This window comes from Marichromatium sp. PS1 (genome assembly GCF_041155115.1).
Taxonomy (GTDB): Bacteria; Pseudomonadota; Gammaproteobacteria; order Chromatiales; family Chromatiaceae; genus Marichromatium; species Marichromatium gracile.
Genome location: NZ_BAAFHB010000002.1, coordinates 275,617 through 290,709 on the forward strand (window position 1 = coordinate 275,617; position 15,093 = coordinate 290,709).

Consider the following 15,093-nt stretch of genomic DNA (forward strand, 5'->3'; position numbering starts at 1 on the left):
ATCGGTCACCCTCACATTGAGAATCATCAGTAGACTGACGGGTTCGCCACGGCGGACGGACACCACCGCCGAGCGGCGACCGCCGCGGCGAGCACACGTCATTCACGGACCGAGATCATGCCGACCCCCGCCCCACAACCCGAACCCGCGCTGCGCGTGGCCCTGCTCGCCGACACCCACGGCAGCCTCGATGGACGTATCGAGCAACTGGTCGGCGACTGCGACCTCGCGGTGCACGCCGGCGACATCGGCAACGCCGCCGTGCTCGCGCGCCTGCAACCCCGTCAGGGGCGGGTGCTCGCGGTCTATGGCAACAACGACTCGCCGCGCCAGTGGCCGAGCGCCGACCGCGAGCTGCTCCAGCACCTGCCGGAGTGGCGCGCCTACCCCCTGCCCGGCGGCACCCTGGTGGTGATCCACGGCCACCAGACCCCGGCGCGCGACCGCCACGGCTGGCTGCGCCGACGCTTCCCCGAGGCCCGGGTCCTGGTGTACGGTCACAGCCATCGGCTGGTCGTCGACACCGACGTCTCGCCCTGGGTGCTCAACCCGGGCGCGGCCGGCCGCACCCGGACCCACGGCGGCCCCTCCTGCCTGATCCTCGAGGCACGCACCTCGACCTGGACGGTCGAGGTGCACAGATTCACCCATCATTCGCACGCGCCGCGCGCGCGCATCGCCTGACGACACCATTCATGAGTTCAACCACCGCGCACCTCGTCAAACCCCCGAAGTCCCTGCTGCGTCAGGTCGGCCGCGCCATCGCCGACTTCCGCATGATCGGCGACGGCGACCGCATCCTGCTCGGCGTCTCCGGCGGCAAGGACTCGCTGTCGCTGCTCCACGTCCTCGCCCATCTGCGCACCTATGCCCCGGTACGCTTCGAGCTCGCCGCGCTCACCGTCGACCCCGAGGTGCCGGGGTTCGACCCGCAACCGCTCAAGGACTACTACACTCGCCTCGGCGTGCCCTGGCACTACGAGCAGCAGCCGCTGATGGAGCAGGCCAAGACGCACATGGACGGCGACTCCTTCTGCGCCTACTGCTCGCGGATGAAGCGCGGCATCATGTACCGTCTCTGTCGCGAGCACGGCTACAACGTGCTCGCCCTCGGCCAGCACCTCGACGACCTCGCCGAGAGCCTGATGATGTCGCTGTTCCACGGCGGCCAGCTGCGCACCATGAAGGCGCACTATCGCAACCAGGAGGGCGACCTGCGGGTGATCCGTCCGCTGGCCTACTGTCGCGAGCGCCAGACCGCCGACTTCGCCGCCCACGCCGGGCTGCCGGTGGTGCCCGACAGCTGCCCGGCCTGCTTCACCATGCCCTCGCAGCGCGCCTACATGAAGACCCTGCTGGCGCGCGAGGAGCGCGAGCACCAGGGGCTGTTCGCCAACATGCTCCACGCCATGCGCCCGATCATGACCGAGGGCGAGCTGCCCGAGCCGGGCTGGCCGAGCGAGCGGCCGCGCCCGGACTCAGAGCAGGCCGCGCTCGGCGAAGGAGACGCCCGCGCCGGCGCCAATGACGAAGTGATCGAGCACGCGCACGTCGATCAGCGCCAGGGCGGCGCGCAACCGCTCGGTGATGCGTAGATCGGCCTGACTCGGCTCGGCGACCCCGGAGGGGTGGTTGTGGGCGAAGATCACCGCTGCGGCATTGGTCTCGAGCACCCGTCGCACCACCTCGCGCGGGTGTACGCTGGCGCCGTCGACGGTGCCGCGGAACAGCTCCTCGTAGCGGATCACCCGGTTGCGGGTGTCGAGGAAGAGACAGGCGAAGATCTCGTGCGGCGAGCCGTAGAGACGTAGCTTGAGATAGTCGCGGGTGCACTGCACGTCGCTGAGCGCATCGGCGCCGCCGATGCGGCTGAACAGATAGCGGCGGCTGAGTTCGAGTACCGCCTGGAGCTGCGCGTACTTGGCCGTGCCCAGCCCCTTGCCGGCGCAGAAGCGGCGCTGGTCGGCGGCGAGCAGACCGGGCAGCCCGCCGTAGTCGGCGAGCAGCTCGCGCGCCAGGTCGACCGCGCTCTTGCCGGTTACCCCGGTGCGCAGGAAGATCGCCAGCAGCTCGGCGTCGGTGAGCGCCTGCGCGCCGTGCGCCAACAGCTTCTCGCGCGGGCGCTCGGCACTCGGCCAGTCGCGGATCGGCATCGCCGTGGTCTCCCGCCGGGTGCCGTCCGGCCACGCTCGGCGGTCGCGCTCGCACCCGGTGATCTGCGTTAAACTGATCCGATTCGAACACCAAGGATACACGATTTGTCGACTCAACCAAGCGCGGGATCCCGCATCCTGCTCGGGGTCGGGGGCGGTATTGCCGCCTACAAGTCGGTCGAGCTGGTCCGTCGCCTCAGCGAGCAGGGCTGCGAGGTACAGGTGGTGATGACCCGGGCGGCCACCGCCTTCGTCGGTCCGCTGACCTTTCAGGCCGTCTCCGGGCGCCCGGCGCGGGTCGAGATGCTCGACCCCGGCGCCGAGGCCGGGATGGGCCACATCGAGCTCGCCCGCTGGGCCGACCAGATCCTCATCGCCCCGGCCACCGCCGACCTGATGGCGCGGCTGGCCGCCGGCATCGCCGACGACCTGCTCACCACCCTGGTGCTGGCCAGCCCGGCACCGCTGGCGATCGCCCCGGCGATGAACCAACAGATGTGGTGCCACCCGGCCACCCAGGACAACCTGGCGCGGTTGCGCGCGCGCGGCGTCCAGGTGATCGGCCCCGGCGTCGGCGTCCAGGCGTGCGGCGACGAGGGCCCGGGGCGGATGCTCGAACCGGCCGAGATCGCCGCCGCGCTGCACCCGGCGCGACCGCTCGACGGGGTCCGGGTGCTGCTCACCGCAGGCCCCACCCGCGAGCCGCTCGACCCGGTGCGCTATCTCGGCAACCGCAGCTCCGGGCGCATGGGCTATGCGCTGGCCGAGGCGCTCACCGCGCTCGGCGCCCGGGTGACCCTGGTCAGCGGCCCCACCGCGCTGACGCCACCGCCGGTCGAGCAGGTGGTGCAGGTCGAGACCGCGCTGCAGATGCACGCCGAGGTGATCGCCCGCGCCGACGCCTGTGAACTCTTCGTCGGCACCGCCGCGGTCGCCGACTATCGCCCGGTCGCCCCGGCCGAGACCAAGATCAAGAAGGAACACGCCGCGCTCGAGATCCGTCTCGAACGCAACCCCGACATCCTCGCCGAGGTCGCCGCGCGCCGCCCCGCCCCCTTCACCGTCGGCTTCGCCGCCGAGACCGAGCGGGTCGAGCACTATGCCCGTGGCAAGCTCGTCGACAAGGGGCTCGATATGATCGCCGCCAATCGTGTCGGCGGTCCGCGCGGCGGCTTCGAACGCGAGGAGAACGCGCTCACCGTGCTCTGGCCCGACGGTCAGCGCGACCTGCCCATGATGGCCAAGCCCCGACTCGCGCGGGCGCTGGCCGAACTCATCGCCGAACGCTATCTCGAACACCATGCACCATCGTCTTGACGTCAAGCTGCTCGATCCCCGACTCGGGCGCGACTATCCACTGCCGCAATACGCCACCACCGGCTCGGCCGGGCTCGACCTGCGTGCCATGCTCGAGGCCCCGCTCGAGCTCGCCCCCGGCGACGCCGAGCTGCTGCCCACCGGGATGGCGATCCACATCGCCGAGCCCGGCGTCGCCGGGATGATCCTGCCGCGCTCCGGGCTGGGCCATCGCCACGGCATCGTCCTCGGCAACCTGGTCGGGTTGATCGACTCCGACTACCAGGGACCGCTGATGGTCTCCTGCTGGAACCGCGGTACGGCCTCCTTCCGTATCGAGCCCGGTGAGCGCATCGCCCAGCTGATATTGGTGCCGGTACTGCAGGCCGAATTGCGGGTGGTCGATGCATTCGACGCCACCAACCGTGGCGCGGGCGGCTTCGGCCACACCGGCAGACACTGAATCGAGCGCCAGAGCGCGCGCCGGCGGACCGCCGGCGCGGCGCCGCGCCACGCCGGGGATGCCCGCCATCGGCCTCCAGGACCGCCCCGGCGCACCCGCTGCGAAGACGCGCCGATCGTCTCCGCTCGCCCCACCCGCGTCCCACCCGCGCCGCCCGGCGCGCCGACGCATCGACAGACCCGGACACCACAGATGACACTCGCAAACGAACGCGCCCATACCATCGCCCACGTCCTCAACGAGTCGCTGCCCTATATCCGTCGCTTCCAGGGCAAGACCATGGTGATCAAGTACGGCGGCAACGCCATGGTCGACGAGCGCCTCAAGCAGGGCTTCGCCCGCGACGTGGTGCTGATGAAGCTCGTCGGCATCAACCCGGTGATCGTCCACGGCGGCGGCCCGCAGATCGGCTCGCTGCTCAAGCGTCTGGGCAAGGCCACCGAGTTCGTCCAGGGGATGCGGGTGACCGACGCCGAGACCATGGACGTGGTCGAGATGGTCCTCGGCGGATTGGTCAACAAGGAGATCGTCAACTTCATCAACCAGCACGGCGGCCATGCCGTCGGTCTCACCGGCAAGGACGGCGACCTGATCCGCGCCCGCAAGCTGGTGCTGCGCCGCGGCGCACCCGAGCTCAAGGCCTCCGAGATCATCGACCTCGGCCATGTCGGTGAGGTCGAGAGCATCGCCCCCCACGTCCTGCACATGCTGGTCAAGAGCGACTTCATCCCGGTGATCGCACCGATCGGGGTCGGTGAGGACGGTCGCGCCTACAACATCAACGCCGATCTGGTCGCCGGCAAGATGGCCGAGGTGCTCGAGGCCGAGAAGCTGCTGCTGCTGACCAACACCCCCGGGCTGCTCGACGGCGAGGGCACGCTGATCAAGGAGATCGACGCGGCGCGGGTCGAGGCGCTGATCGAGGAGGGGGTGATCTCCGGCGGGATGCTGCCGAAGACCCGCTGTGCGCTCGACGCGGTGCACTCCGGGGTGCGTTCGGCGCACATCATCGACGGCCGGGTGGAGCACGCGGTGATGCTCGATCTGTTCACCGACGAGGGCGTCGGTACCCTGATCCGCAGCCGCTGAGACTCAGCGCGGGGACCGCAGCGCGTCGCGAAAGCCCGCGACCGTGGCCTTGGCGGCGGCGTCGATACAGTCGTCGGCGCCGGTCAGCCGGTTGCGGCACTGCAGGTCGAGATAGAGCACGGTGCCGCCCTCCAGCCCGCTCAGCCGGGCCAGGGTGAGCACCCGCACCTCGCGCTCGTCACGCACCCGGGCGATCAGCAGATCGATGCTCTGGTGCAACTCGGGCGGCGCGAAGCGCTCCGTCAGATAGGCCCGCGCCCGCGTCCAGTCGCGCGCGCAGCGCGCGCGCTCACCACACACCAGACGATGGGATGGCACCGGGAGCGGCGCCGCCGCCTCCCCGTCCAGCCCACGTAGCTCACGCAGCCGCTCCAGCACCTCGGCGAAGCGTCGGCGCGCCGCGTCCTTGGAGCGCTCCAGACCGACGATGCGGCGATAGTGCTCGAGAATCCGTCGCTCGACCTCGATCACCTCGGATTCCAGCGTACGCAGGGTCTCGGCCTGCCCCTGATCGGCCCCGGCCCGCTCGGTGGCGAGCGCCTCGAGACGCGTCCGTTCGCGGCGGATGCCGTCGCGCTGCACCTGGATGCGGGCGTCGAGCGCGCTCAGTTGCCCCTGCATGACCATGCGGACATCCTCCTCGTTGCGATAATTCGCGAGGATGTAGTCGTCATACATCTGTGCCAGCGCGCGGGCGCGCTCGGCCTCGATCTCCGCCTCGGAGGGCGCGGGCGGGACCGTCTCGCGCTCGACGCCACGGGTATCGAGTTCGACATGCCCGCGATCGACCGACTCGGCCGGCAGGATATCGGAATAATGGATGTTGCCCGTCTCGTCGACCCAGCGATACAGGCGCGCCTCGACCTGCTGCAGACAACCGCACAGACAGGCCGCCACGACCAGCGAGCAGAGTGGACTTGGGCGGGGCGATCGCTTCGACATCGCAAGACCTCCTGACGATCGAGGAAGGGGCGCTGAGCGCCGCCGGGGAGGCTTCGCCGCGCCGCGCTCACGGACCGGCAGACCAGCGGCGGCGCCCGCCCTCCCTGGCTTGCGTGCGGCGATCAGGCCCCGTAACGGGCGCGATAATCGCGCACCGCGGCGGCCATCGCGTCGGCCTCGGGGCGCTCGCCGAGGAAGGCGATGAGATCATCGAGGGTGACCACGCTGTAGACCGGCATGGCATAGGTCTCCTCGACCTCCTGCACCGCCGAGCGGACATCGCGCCCGCGCTCCTGACGATCGAGCGCGATCACCACCCCCGCGGGCTCGGCCCCGGCAGCGCGGATGATCTCGACCGACTCGCGCACCGAGGTCCCGGCGGTGATCACGTCGTCGATGATCAGCACCCGGCCGCGCAGCGGACTGCCGACGATGGTGCCGCCCTCGCCGTGGTCCTTGGCCTCCTTGCGGTTGAAGGCATAGGGCTGGTCGCGGTCGTGCTTGATGGCGAGTGCGATGGCGGTGGTCGCCGCCAGCGGGATGCCCTTGTAGGCGGGACCGTAGAGCACGTCGAACTCGACCCCGGCGTCGACGATGCGCTGGGCGAAGGCCTCGCCCAGCCGCGCCAGGCGCACACCCGTGTCGAACAGACCGGCATTGAAGAAATAGGGGCTCTGGCGGCCGGATTTCAGCGTGAACTCGCCGAACCGGAGCGCGCCGATCGAGGTCGCGAAGTCCAGAAGGTCGCGCTGGTAGTCTTGCATCATGGGGCGTGTCCTGAAAGAAAGCGTCGGATGGATGGGATCGGCGCCCGACACGACCAGGCCGCGCCGGCGCCACAGACCCAATAGGATAAACGCTCATCCGTGCATTTGAGCAGGGTCGCGCGCCCTGCGAGGAGTCGATCGATGCTCGAACAGGCCCCACTGGGACTCTATCCCACCGCCTTCCTCGTCGGCCTGCTCGGCGGCGTGCACTGCCTGGGGATGTGCGGCGGCGTCGCCGGCACCCTCACCCTCGGACTCGATCCCGCGACCCGCGCCCAGCCGTTGCGCCTGCTGCCCTTCCTGCTCGCCTACAACCTCGCGCGCATCGCCGGCTATGCCCTGGCCGGGGCGCTGGTCGGCGCGCTGGGGGCGCTGCTGGTCGAACTCGGTCCGCTGCTGGCGGTGCAGCGCGCGCTCTATGGCCTCGCCGGGGTGGTGATGATCCTGCTCGGGCTCTATCTCGGCGGCTGGTGGCGGGTACTCGCGCTCGGCGAGCGACTGGGACTGGTGCTGTGGCGCCGGCTCGAACCGCTGGGGCGCGCGCTGCTGCCGGTGCGCAGCCTGCCGCGGGCGGCGCTGATCGGGCTGATCTGGGCCTGGCTGCCCTGCGGGCTGGTCTATAGCGTGCTGATCAGCGCCCTGGCGAGTGCCGATGCCGGACGCGGCGCACTGGTGATGCTCGCCTTCGGCGCCGGCACCCTGCCGACCCTGGTCGGGCTCGGGCTACTCGCCGGCGCAGCCGCCAGGCTCGGCGAGCGCGTCTGGGTGCGCCAGCTCGCCGGGGCGGTGGTGACGGGCTTCGGGGTGCACGCGCTCTGGCAGCTCCTGGTGCTGCGATGAACGCGCGCGGCGGGGATCAGTCCTCGGTAAAGAACTGCTGTTCGAGCTCGACCTCGGTGGTCTGATCGCTGCCCTCGGGGGTCACCGCGATGCGGAACACCATCACCTGCTCCTCCTCGATCGGGAACTCACCGACATAGTGCACGGTGCCGCGCTCGGGGATGGTGATCTCGCGCATCGGCACACGCGTGGTCTCGGTCGAGGGCGGGGTCAAGGCCTCGACCTCGATGCGCGCGCGGGTCGGCGCCCCCATGCCCTGTTCGCTCGGACCGCGCACGCCGACGTTGAGCATGCCGCGGCGCTTGCTGCGCAGGATCTTGAACTCACTGGCGATCTCGGGGTTGAGCGTCGCGGTGGGGATGGCGTTGTAGTGGATCTGGTAGCCATCGGCACTGGTGGCGGTCTCGGCGCCGACCGGGGCGCTGAGGCTCAGTGCCACGCCGAGCGGGAGCAGCAGGGCTCTAAGTCTGAACATAACGCAATCTCCTGTTGAACACATTGAGCGAAAGACTCGCGGCTTCAGGGGCGCTCGACGGGTAGGGGGAGCTGCTGCGGCGCCTCGATGCGCAGCCGCTTGTAGCGTGCGTGCTCGCCCCCGATTAGGGTGACCCGCGAGGGTGCCACCCCGAAGGCGTCGGCGACGAACCGCCGCAGCGCCTGATTGCCCTTGCCATCGACCGGCGGGGCCTTGATCCGGACCCGGTAATACTCGCCACCGGGATCGGGGCCGATGAAGGCGTCGCGCGGCGCGCGCACCTGCACCCGCAACGACAGCTCCAGATCCTCCCCGCTCCAGCGATACCAGCTCATGCCCGCCTCAGAAGGGATTGCCGACGAGGAAATCGAGCGGCGGCACCAGCAGCATCTTGAGCAGCACCAACCCGATCAGCACCGCCATCGGCGACAGGTCGATGCCACCGATCGGGGGGATCAGCCGCTGCGCCGGACGCATCAGCGGATCGGTCAGGCGCGCGAGCAGCGCCACGGCCGGGTTGAAGGGATCGGGGTTGAGCCAGCTGAGCAGGGCGCGCGCCAGCACGGCGAAGAAGAAGATGTCGAAGAACAGCTCCAGCACCCCGGGCACGGCCCAGCCGAGCACCGCGAAGGGCGAGCGATCGACCCCGAGCAGCAGCATCAGCAGCAACGACTCGACGGCAAGCAGCAGCCACACCAGCAGCAGCGAGGCGAGATCGAGTCCGCCGTAGCCGGGCACCAGCTTGCGCAGCGGGCGCAGCACCGGGGTGGTGACCTTGACCACGAACTGCGAGATCGGGTTGTAGAAGTCGGCGCGCGACCACTGCAGCAGGAAGCGGATGGCCACCACCGCGGCATAGAGCCCGAACAGGGTCTGGATCAGGAAGACGGCGGGATTGAGCAGATAGGACGAACTCATGACTGGCCCTCGAGCTCGGTCGAGATCTCGGCGGCGCGATCACGCGCGGCACGCGCGGCACGCGCCACCAGATCGTGCAGGTCGGCGCCGTCGAACACCGCCAGCGCGCGCGCCGTGGTACCGCCGGGCGAGGTCACCCGTTCGCGCAGCCGCGCCGGGGTCTCGTCGCTCTCCATGGCCATCTTGGCCGCGCCGAGCGCGGTCTGTACGGTCAGCAACCGCGCCGTCTCGGCATCCAGCCCGAGGGCGACCCCGGCCTCCTCGAGCGCCTCCATGAAGCGCAGGAAATAGGCCGGGCCACTGCCGGAGATGGCGGTGACGGCATCGATCTGCGCCTCGTTGTCGACCCAGCGGGTCAGCCCGGCGGCGCGCAGGATGGTCTCGGCATGATTGCGACCGGCGGCATCGACCTCGGCGCTGGCGTGCAGGCCGATCGCACCGCTCTGCACCATCGCCGGGGTGTTGGGCATCGCCCGCACCACCGGCAGCGGCGCGCCGAGCCAGCGTTGCAGCGTCGCCTCGCGCACCCCGGCCATCACCGAGATCACCAGCACCCGGCGACCGGCGAGCGCCGGGGCCAGATCACGGCAGACGGCGGCGGCGACCTGCGGCTTGACGCACAGGGCGACGATCTCGACCCCGTCGATCGCGGCGGCACCAGCGGCGAAGGCACGCACGCCGAAGCGCGCCTGCAGCTCGCCGCGGCGCTGGTCGTCGGGCTCGACGACCCGGATCGCGGCGGCATCGTAGCCGTCGGCGATCAGGCCGGCGATCAGGCTGGTGGCCATGTTGCCGCCACCGATGAAGGCAATGCTGGCTGTCGTCATATCAACCCCGGAAACAGAAGGAAACCATGCGGCAGACGCCCGGCGGGCGCCATGCCAAAACTCAATTATAAGGACGCGGCCCGAACACCGCGGTGCCGACCCGCACCAGGGTCGAGCCCTCGAGGATCGCCGCCTCGAGATCGCCCGACATCCCCATCGACAGACACTCGAGCGGGGTGGCGGCGCTGGCCAGCGTGTCGCGCAGCGCGCGCAGCGCGCGGAAGGGGACGCGCTGCGCGGCCTCGTCCTCGGCCGGCGGCGGCAGCGTCATCAGCCCGCGCACGCGCAGCGCCGGCAGGGTCTCGCAGAGCGCCAGCAGCTCGGCGGCCTGTTCGGGCGCGAGTCCGGCCTTGCTCGCCTCGCCGGCGAGATTGACCTGGATGCAGACGTTGAGCGGCGCGGCATCCGCGGGGCGCTGGTCGTTGAGCCGACGGGCGTGATCCGGGCTGCACAGCCCGTGCACCCAGTCGAAGTGGGCGGCGATCTGGCGCGTCTTGTTCGACTGCACCCGACCGATGAAGTGCCATTCGATGCCGGGCGCCTCGAGCGCGGTGATCTTGTCGAGCGCCTCCTGCACATAGCTCTCGCCGAAGGCGCGCTGGCCGGCCTCGTGGGCGGCGGCGATGGCCGCCAGCGGCTGCTTCTTGCTCACCGCCAGCAGCGCGATCGTGGCCGGATCGCGCCCGGCGCGCGCGGCGACGGCCTGGATGCGCGACTGCACCTGCTGCAGCCGCGTGTCGATGGTCTCTTGGGTCATGATCGATAACGTGTTCGTTGGGACTCAGACACCCGCCGGCGCCAGCCGCGCCTGCAGCAACCGCAGCGCCTGGCCGCGATGACTGAGCCGGTTCTTGGTCTCGGCGTCGAGCTCGGCGGCGCTGCAGCCGGTCTCGGGGACGAAGAACACCGGGTCGTAGCCGAAGCCGTTGGTGCCGCGCGGGGTCTCGAGCACCCGCCCCTCCCAGGTGCCCTGGCAGATCACCGGGGTCGGATCCTCGGCATGACGCAGATAGACCAGCACGCACTGGAAACGCGCGCTGCGCGCCTCGGGGGCGACACCGGCGAGCGCCTGCAGCAGCTGCGCGAGGTTCTCGGCATCGCTCGCGCCCGCCCCGGCATAACGCGCCGAGCGGATCCCGGGCGCGCCCTGGAGGGCGTCAACCTCGATCCCGGAGTCGTCGGCAATCGCCGGCAGCCCACTGTGACGCGCGGCGTTGCGCGCCTTGAGGATGGCGTTCTCGACGAAGCTCAGCCCGGTCTCCTCGATCTCGGGGATGGCGTGGTCGCGCTGTGGCTCGACCTGCAGCCCGCTGGCGGCGAGCAGCTGGTTGATCTCGCGGACCTTGCCGGCATTGTTGCTCGCCAGCACGATCCGGGTCTCGGGTGCATTTGGGTTCATGGCGGGGTCCATCGGCAGGTGGGTTGATCGGGTGGTCAGTCGGCCAGCACCGCGCGCTGCGCGGCCTGGATCTCGCGAATGCCGGCCTCGCCCAGTGCCAGCAGCGCGTCGAGTTCGGCGCGGGCGAAGGGCACGCCCTCGGCGGTACCCTGAATCTCGATGAAGCGCCCGTCGGCGTCCATCACCAGGTTCATGTCGGTCTCGGCCTTGCTGTCCTCGGCATAGTCGAGATCGAGCACCGGCTCGCCCTCGAACACCCCGACCGAGACCGCCGCGACCTGGGTGTGCAGCGGATCGGCGCCGAGCGCGCCGCTGGCGAGCAGACCGTCGACGGCCTCGCGCAGCGCCACCCAGGCGCCGGAGATCGCCGCGGTGCGGGTGCCGCCGTCGGCCTGGAGGACGTCGCAGTCGAGGGTGATGGTGCGCTCGCCGAGGGCGTCGAGATCGATCGCGGTCCGCAGCGCGCGCCCGATCAGGCGCTGGATCTCGAGGGTGCGACCGCCCTGCTTGCCGCGCGCCGCCTCGCGCGGGCTGCGCTCGCCGGTGGCGCGCGGCAGCATGCCGTACTCGGCGGTCACCCAGCCCTTGCCCTGGCCCCTGAGAAAGGGCGGCACCCGGGCCTCGACACTGGCGGTACAGAGCACCCGGGTGTCGCCGAACTCCACCAGCACCGAGCCCTCGGCGTGCTTGGTGAAGCCACGGGTGAAGCGCAGGTCGCGCAGCTGGTCGGGACGGCGTTGGGATGGTCGCATGGGCTCTGTCTCTCGGTTGATTGGCCGGCCATCTTCGGTCGCCGGCCAGGGGGGCGTCAATGCGCCTCGACCCCGGTCGGACGGCTGTCGGCGGCGCTGGTGACCGCGCCCGTCCGGTAGCGATCCAGGTGCGGGCGCAACCAGTCGAGCAACGCGCTGGCATCCCGCGGACGGCGCGCCGCCTCCATCTGCATCGCCCAGTCGACCGCCTCGAGCAGGAAGCCGGGATAGCGCCCGGCGAGCGCCTCGCGCGCCGACACCAGGGTGTCCTCCTTCTTGCGCTCGAGCGCCGGGGGCGGGGTCTTGCGCTCCATGCAGGTGCGGATGCTCGCGCCGACGGCATAGACATCGGTCCAGGGACCGAGCTCGGCGCGACTGAAGTACTGCTCGACCGGCGAGTAACCGGCGGTGACCACCTGGCTGCCGCGGGCACGCTCGCGGTTGAGCGGGTGCACCGCGCCGAGATCGAGCAGCAGCGGCTGGTTGCCGTGACGCAGATGGATGTTGCCGGGCTTGACGTCGAGATGGACCATCGCGTGCCGGTGCATCAGCGCCAGGGCATCGAGCACCGGCACGAAGACATCCAGCAGAAAGGTGGTGCTGACGCCGCCGCGGCGCTGCTGCAGATAGCCCGAGAGGTTGCGCCCGCGCTCGTTGGGCATCACCAGATAGCCGGTGTCGTTGGCGAGGAAGAAGTCGAGCACGCGGACGATGCTCGGGTGCGACAGCGAGGCCAGCGCCTGCACCTCCTGGAAGAACAGTCGGCGCCCGTGGTGCAGCGACAGCGCCTGCTCGGCGCTCATCGGGACGACACGCCCGCCGTCGCGGCGGCGGGCGAGCTTCTTCGGCATGTACTCCTTGATCACCACCTCGGCCCCGGTGTCGAGGTCGTGGGCGAGATAGATCAGGCTGAAGCCGCCCTTGCCGATGACCTCGGCGAGCTGATAGGCACCCACCAGGGTGCCCGGAGAGAGGCTTTGTCGGGCCAGGGCCATGGCTGGATCATCTGCTCCACTGGACCCGGGCGGCCGAACGGCCGGACCGGGTGTCTTGCTACACGGCACCCATTGATGGCGCCCGATGGCGACGACACGCGTCACGGGGCGACACGCATCGGCGCCAAGTATACGCACCACCCACGACACCGACGCTCGAAAGGCCGGGCGACGCTGCCTTATACTGGAGTCCATCCGACCGTTCTTCCGCCCCCGAGAGCCGCGCCAGCATGATCAAGAGCATGACCGCCTTCGCCCGCGAATCCAGCCAGAGCGCGCTCGGCGAGCTTACCTGGGAGCTCAGGACCGTCAACCATCGCTATCTCGAGCCGATGCTGCGCCTGCCCGAGGAGCTGCGCGCGCTCGACACCCGGATCCGCGCGCGGCTCGGCGAGCGCCTGCACCGCGGCAAGGTCGACTGCGCGCTGCGCTTCAATCCCGGCGCCGGCGCCCCGGTCGCGCTCGAGCTCAACCGCCCGCTGGTCGAGCAGCTGCTCGCCGCCGGCGATGCCCTCGCCGGGCTCAGCGGTCGCGACACCCGCCCCACGCCCTTCGAACTGCTGCGCTGGCCCGGCGTGATCCGGGAGCAGGAGCGCGATCTCGATCAGATCGGCGCCGCCGCGATGGCGCTGCTCGATCAGACCATCGACGGCCTGATCGCCACCCGCGAGCGCGAGGGCGCGCGCCTCGCGCAGCTGGTACGCGAGCGCTGCGACCGGCTCGAGGTCTGTGTCGGACAAGTGCGCAACCGCATGCCCGAGGTCATCGCCGAGACCCGCGCCCGGCTCGCCGAGCGTCTCGCCGAGCTGCGCGAGGAGCTCGACGAAGCCCGTCTCGAACAGGAGATCGTGCTCGTCGCCACCAAGCTCGACGTCGACGAGGAGATGGACCGGCTCACCGCCCATATCGCCGAGGTACGCAGCGTGCTCGAGCGCGACGAGCCGATCGGTCGCCGGCTCGACTTCCTGATGCAGGAGCTCAACCGCGAGACCAACACCATCGGCTCCAAGTCCTCCGACGTCACCATCACCCGCACCGTGGTCGACATGAAGGTGCTGATCGAGCAGATGCGCGAGCAGATCCAGAACATCGAATGACCTCGGACGCCTGTCGCGCGCCGCTGGCGACAGCGACAGGGACGTTCTCGCATACACCACGCGCCGCTGTCGAGGGCCGTTGCAAGGTCGTATAATTGCGCCTTTTTCGTCTCGCGCACCCAGGTGGAAAGGCACGCCCGAGTCCGCTCCGGGCTCGCGGTTGCAGCCCCAACCAAGACACACCGTCCGCGGCCGCGCAGGACCCCACCGTCGAAGGCACACCCGCAATGGGACAAGGCATCCTCTTCATCGTCTCGGCGCCCTCGGGCGCCGGCAAGACCAGTCTGGTCCGGGCGCTCCTCGAGCGTGATCCCGCGCTCGCGCTCTCGGTCTCCTGCACCACCCGCGCGCCGCGCGCCGGCGAGCAGGACGGCGTCCACTATCACTTCCTCGCCCGCGAACGCTTCGAGCAGGCGATCGCCGCCGGCGACTTCCTCGAGTCGGCCGAGGTCTTCGGCAACCTCTACGGCACCCGCGAGCAGGACGTGCGCGACCGGCTCGAGGCCGGCGAGGACCTGATCCTGGAGATCGACTGGCAGGGCGCGCGTCAGGTCCGCGAGCGCATCCCCGAGGCGGTCGGCATCTTCGTGCTGCCGCCCTCGATCAGCGAGCTCGAGCGGCGGCTGCGCGGACGCGGCACCGACAGCGACACGGTGATCGCCGGACGCATGGCCCAGGCGCACGACGAGATGATCCACGGCGACGAGTACGACTATCTGGTGGTCAACGGTGACTTCGACGCCGCGCTCGCCACCCTGGCGGCGATCGTCACCGCCGAGCGCCAGCGCCAGGCGCGCCAGCAGGCCGTGCTCGCAGCGCTGCTCGAGGGCTGAGCCGGCGCCACCGGCGCGCCTCGCTCGACATCCCGCGCCGCCGGCCTGGGGCCGGCGCCGGGTCGCTCGCAAAGACCTGCCGGACGCTACTTGAACCCACCGTTCTTGTGATAGTCTGAGCAGTGTTCACACCCTGTTCGCGGGCCGTCCCAGGACCGCCCCGGGGCGCCCCGTCGCGGCGCCGCGCCACCGCATCGAGATGCACGGCCCGCTCTGGATTCATCCGCTCCAAAATAGCTTTTAGAGA

19 protein-coding genes are annotated in these 15,093 nt (G+C 70.4%); 8 read left to right on the plus strand and 11 right to left on the minus strand.

What is annotated here, in order from left to right:
• Positions 1 to 117 precede the first annotated feature (117 nt).
• Positions 118 to 684: a metallophosphoesterase gene (locus ACAM26_RS02490; protein ID WP_369613071.1), complete on the plus strand. Its 567-nt coding sequence runs from the start codon at positions 118 to 120 to the stop codon at positions 682 to 684.
• Positions 685 to 695: 11 nt separating this feature from the next.
• On the plus strand, positions 696 to 1,595 hold the full coding sequence (locus tag ACAM26_RS02495; RefSeq protein WP_369613072.1) for an ATP-binding protein: 900 nt from the start codon (positions 696 to 698) through the stop codon (positions 1,593 to 1,595).
• Here ACAM26_RS02495 and radC read toward each other — a convergent pair.
• Positions 1,479 to 2,153: a DNA repair protein RadC gene (gene radC, locus ACAM26_RS02500; RefSeq protein WP_123138976.1), complete on the minus strand. Its 675-nt coding sequence runs from the start codon at positions 2,151 to 2,153 to the stop codon at positions 1,479 to 1,481. The two genes, ACAM26_RS02495 and radC, sit on opposite strands and share 117 nt — an antisense overlap.
• A 105-nt stretch (positions 2,154 to 2,258) precedes the next feature.
• On the opposite strand from radC, the gene coaBC reads away from it, so the two are divergent.
• From coaBC to argB, 3 genes are all read left to right on the plus strand, one after another.
• A complete protein-coding gene (gene coaBC, locus ACAM26_RS02505; RefSeq protein WP_123138977.1) occupies positions 2,259 to 3,470 on the plus strand; it encodes a bifunctional phosphopantothenoylcysteine decarboxylase/phosphopantothenate--cysteine ligase CoaBC in 1,212 nt (403 codons plus the stop codon).
• Positions 3,454 to 3,912 carry a dUTP diphosphatase gene (dut, locus tag ACAM26_RS02510; RefSeq protein ID WP_123142971.1) on the plus strand — a complete coding sequence of 153 codons (459 nt, stop codon included), beginning with the start codon at positions 3,454 to 3,456 and terminating at the stop codon, positions 3,910 to 3,912. The genes coaBC and dut overlap by 17 nt, the downstream gene beginning before the upstream one ends.
• A gap of 192 nt (positions 3,913 to 4,104) precedes the next feature.
• On the plus strand, positions 4,105 to 5,001 hold the full coding sequence (gene argB, locus ACAM26_RS02515; RefSeq protein WP_123138979.1) for an acetylglutamate kinase: 897 nt from the start codon (positions 4,105 to 4,107) through the stop codon (positions 4,999 to 5,001).
• A 3-nt stretch (positions 5,002 to 5,004) separates the two neighbouring features.
• Here the strand turns inward: argB and ACAM26_RS02520 are convergent, their stop codons facing one another.
• Entirely contained in the window at positions 5,005 to 5,943 is a 939-nt protein-coding gene (locus tag ACAM26_RS02520; protein WP_132228343.1) for a DUF4124 domain-containing protein, read from the minus strand.
• A gap of 122 nt (positions 5,944 to 6,065) precedes the next feature.
• Complete coding sequence (gene pyrE / locus ACAM26_RS02525) at positions 6,066 to 6,707, minus strand: orotate phosphoribosyltransferase (RefSeq protein ID WP_369613478.1); 642 nt, start codon at positions 6,705 to 6,707, stop codon at positions 6,066 to 6,068.
• Positions 6,708 to 6,851: 144 nt separating this feature from the next.
• Here pyrE and ACAM26_RS02530 point away from each other — a divergent pair, with 144 nt between their 5' ends.
• Positions 6,852 to 7,550, plus strand: coding sequence for a sulfite exporter TauE/SafE family protein (locus ACAM26_RS02530; RefSeq protein ID WP_369613073.1), 699 nt, complete (start codon positions 6,852 to 6,854; stop codon positions 7,548 to 7,550).
• Positions 7,551 to 7,566: 16 nt separating this feature from the next.
• On the opposite strand, the gene ACAM26_RS02535 is transcribed toward ACAM26_RS02530, so the two are convergent.
• The 8 genes from ACAM26_RS02535 to ACAM26_RS02570 form a co-directional block, all read right to left on the minus strand.
• The gene (locus ACAM26_RS02535; protein WP_165913409.1) at positions 7,567 to 8,025 is read right to left on the minus strand and encodes a DUF4426 domain-containing protein; all 459 of its coding nucleotides are present in this window, start codon (positions 8,023 to 8,025) and stop codon (positions 7,567 to 7,569) included.
• A gap of 44 nt (positions 8,026 to 8,069) precedes the next feature.
• Positions 8,070 to 8,360: a DUF167 family protein gene (locus ACAM26_RS02540; RefSeq protein WP_123138983.1), complete on the minus strand. Its 291-nt coding sequence runs from the start codon at positions 8,358 to 8,360 to the stop codon at positions 8,070 to 8,072.
• Positions 8,361 to 8,367: 7 nt separating this feature from the next.
• Positions 8,368 to 8,943, minus strand: a complete 576-nt coding sequence (locus tag ACAM26_RS02545) for a YggT family protein (RefSeq protein ID WP_123138984.1) — start codon at positions 8,941 to 8,943, stop codon at positions 8,368 to 8,370.
• Positions 8,940 to 9,770 (minus strand): pyrroline-5-carboxylate reductase, encoded by an 831-nt coding sequence (proC, locus tag ACAM26_RS02550; protein ID WP_123138985.1) that lies wholly within the window; start codon positions 9,768 to 9,770, stop codon positions 8,940 to 8,942. Before proC ends, ACAM26_RS02545 begins: the two co-directional genes overlap by 4 nt.
• A 61-nt stretch (positions 9,771 to 9,831) precedes the next feature.
• Complete coding sequence (locus ACAM26_RS02555) at positions 9,832 to 10,527, minus strand: YggS family pyridoxal phosphate-dependent enzyme (RefSeq protein ID WP_369613074.1); 696 nt, start codon at positions 10,525 to 10,527, stop codon at positions 9,832 to 9,834.
• A gap of 24 nt (positions 10,528 to 10,551) precedes the next feature.
• Positions 10,552 to 11,169, minus strand: a complete 618-nt coding sequence (gene rdgB, locus ACAM26_RS02560) for an RdgB/HAM1 family non-canonical purine NTP pyrophosphatase (protein WP_369613075.1) — start codon at positions 11,167 to 11,169, stop codon at positions 10,552 to 10,554.
• A gap of 35 nt (positions 11,170 to 11,204) precedes the next feature.
• The gene (gene rph, locus ACAM26_RS02565) at positions 11,205 to 11,921 is read right to left on the minus strand and encodes a ribonuclease PH (protein ID WP_062271544.1); all 717 of its coding nucleotides are present in this window, start codon (positions 11,919 to 11,921) and stop codon (positions 11,205 to 11,207) included.
• A 56-nt stretch (positions 11,922 to 11,977) separates the two neighbouring features.
• Positions 11,978 to 12,916 carry a serine/threonine-protein kinase gene (locus ACAM26_RS02570; RefSeq protein WP_123138987.1) on the minus strand — a complete coding sequence of 313 codons (939 nt, stop codon included), beginning with the start codon at positions 12,914 to 12,916 and terminating at the stop codon, positions 11,978 to 11,980.
• Between the two features lie 230 nt (positions 12,917 to 13,146).
• On the opposite strand from ACAM26_RS02570, the gene ACAM26_RS02575 reads away from it, so the two are divergent.
• Positions 13,147 to 14,013 carry a YicC/YloC family endoribonuclease gene (locus ACAM26_RS02575; protein ID WP_123138988.1) on the plus strand — a complete coding sequence of 289 codons (867 nt, stop codon included), beginning with the start codon at positions 13,147 to 13,149 and terminating at the stop codon, positions 14,011 to 14,013.
• Between the two features lie 227 nt (positions 14,014 to 14,240).
• Positions 14,241 to 14,846 carry a guanylate kinase gene (gmk, locus tag ACAM26_RS02580; protein ID WP_123142975.1) on the plus strand — a complete coding sequence of 202 codons (606 nt, stop codon included), beginning with the start codon at positions 14,241 to 14,243 and terminating at the stop codon, positions 14,844 to 14,846.
• Positions 14,847 to 15,093 lie beyond the last annotated feature (247 nt).

What these genes read in the sequence shown, in the direction of transcription:
- dut (WP_123142971.1), top strand. Translation starts at nt 3,454, where the DNA reads ATGCACCATCGTCTTGACGTCAAGCTGCTCGATCCCCGACTCGGGCGC.
- rph (WP_062271544.1), bottom strand. Translation starts at nt 11,921, where the DNA reads ATGCGACCATCCCAACGCCGTCCCGACCAGCTGCGCGACCTGCGCTTC.
- ACAM26_RS02535 (WP_165913409.1), bottom strand. Translation starts at nt 8,025, where the DNA reads ATGTTCAGACTTAGAGCCCTGCTGCTCCCGCTCGGCGTGGCACTGAGC.
- ACAM26_RS02490 (WP_369613071.1), top strand. Translation starts at nt 118, where the DNA reads ATGCCGACCCCCGCCCCACAACCCGAACCCGCGCTGCGCGTGGCCCTG.
- ACAM26_RS02575 (WP_123138988.1), top strand. Translation starts at nt 13,147, where the DNA reads ATGATCAAGAGCATGACCGCCTTCGCCCGCGAATCCAGCCAGAGCGCG.
- pyrE (WP_369613478.1), bottom strand. Translation starts at nt 6,707, where the DNA reads ATGCAAGACTACCAGCGCGACCTTCTGGACTTCGCGACCTCGATCGGC.
- argB (WP_123138979.1), top strand. Translation starts at nt 4,105, where the DNA reads ATGACACTCGCAAACGAACGCGCCCATACCATCGCCCACGTCCTCAAC.
- gmk (WP_123142975.1), top strand. Translation starts at nt 14,241, where the DNA reads ATGGGACAAGGCATCCTCTTCATCGTCTCGGCGCCCTCGGGCGCCGGC.
- ACAM26_RS02570 (WP_123138987.1), bottom strand. Translation starts at nt 12,916, where the DNA reads ATGGCCCTGGCCCGACAAAGCCTCTCTCCGGGCACCCTGGTGGGTGCC.
- ACAM26_RS02530 (WP_369613073.1), top strand. Translation starts at nt 6,852, where the DNA reads ATGCTCGAACAGGCCCCACTGGGACTCTATCCCACCGCCTTCCTCGTC.
- radC (WP_123138976.1), bottom strand. Translation starts at nt 2,153, where the DNA reads ATGCCGATCCGCGACTGGCCGAGTGCCGAGCGCCCGCGCGAGAAGCTG.
- proC (WP_123138985.1), bottom strand. Translation starts at nt 9,770, where the DNA reads ATGACGACAGCCAGCATTGCCTTCATCGGTGGCGGCAACATGGCCACC.
- ACAM26_RS02520 (WP_132228343.1), bottom strand. Translation starts at nt 5,943, where the DNA reads ATGTCGAAGCGATCGCCCCGCCCAAGTCCACTCTGCTCGCTGGTCGTG.
- rdgB (WP_369613075.1), bottom strand. Translation starts at nt 11,169, where the DNA reads ATGAACCCAAATGCACCCGAGACCCGGATCGTGCTGGCGAGCAACAAT.
- ACAM26_RS02555 (WP_369613074.1), bottom strand. Translation starts at nt 10,527, where the DNA reads ATGACCCAAGAGACCATCGACACGCGGCTGCAGCAGGTGCAGTCGCGC.
- ACAM26_RS02540 (WP_123138983.1), bottom strand. Translation starts at nt 8,360, where the DNA reads ATGAGCTGGTATCGCTGGAGCGGGGAGGATCTGGAGCTGTCGTTGCGG.
- ACAM26_RS02495 (WP_369613072.1), top strand. Translation starts at nt 696, where the DNA reads ATGAGTTCAACCACCGCGCACCTCGTCAAACCCCCGAAGTCCCTGCTG.
- ACAM26_RS02545 (WP_123138984.1), bottom strand. Translation starts at nt 8,943, where the DNA reads ATGAGTTCGTCCTATCTGCTCAATCCCGCCGTCTTCCTGATCCAGACC.